Origin of the sequence: Zoogloea sp. LCSB751, assembly GCF_002028455.1 — a bacterium.
Classification (GTDB): Bacteria; Pseudomonadota; Gammaproteobacteria; order Burkholderiales; family Rhodocyclaceae; genus Zoogloea.
On sequence record NZ_MWUM01000337.1, the window covers coordinates 1 to 259 of the forward strand.

General features: G+C 42.1%; 2 protein-coding genes. One reads left to right on the forward strand and one right to left on the reverse strand.

The annotated features are described in order from the left end of the window. Positions 1 to 231 (forward strand): hypothetical protein (locus B4920_RS30150; protein ID WP_216820089.1); only part of this gene is annotated, 231 nt, incomplete at its 5' end. On the opposite strand, the gene ypfM is transcribed toward B4920_RS30150, so the two are convergent. Next, the coding region (gene ypfM / locus B4920_RS29195) for a protein YpfM (protein WP_139379719.1) at positions 206 to 259 on the reverse strand (54 nt) is incomplete at its 5' end. The two genes, B4920_RS30150 and ypfM, sit on opposite strands and share 26 nt — an antisense overlap.

The following is a 259-nucleotide window of genomic DNA, read 5'->3' on the forward strand; positions in this document are numbered from 1 at the left end:
CGTTCTGGCTATTTTCTTCGTACCGTTATTCTTTGTGCTGGTGCGCAGACGCTTCCCGTTGAAAGAGAAGCCGGAATAAGAAACAAAAAAGGCGACATAATAATATGTCGCCTTTTTGCTTTGAAATGCGGTCAACTACTCTGTACAACAACGACACCATCATGGCGATTGAAAGAACACAGCGCCCAACTCACATTACCGAAAATTATTTACGAAGCATCACTTCAATAAAATCTTTCCAGTTCCCTAGTTCACGTTC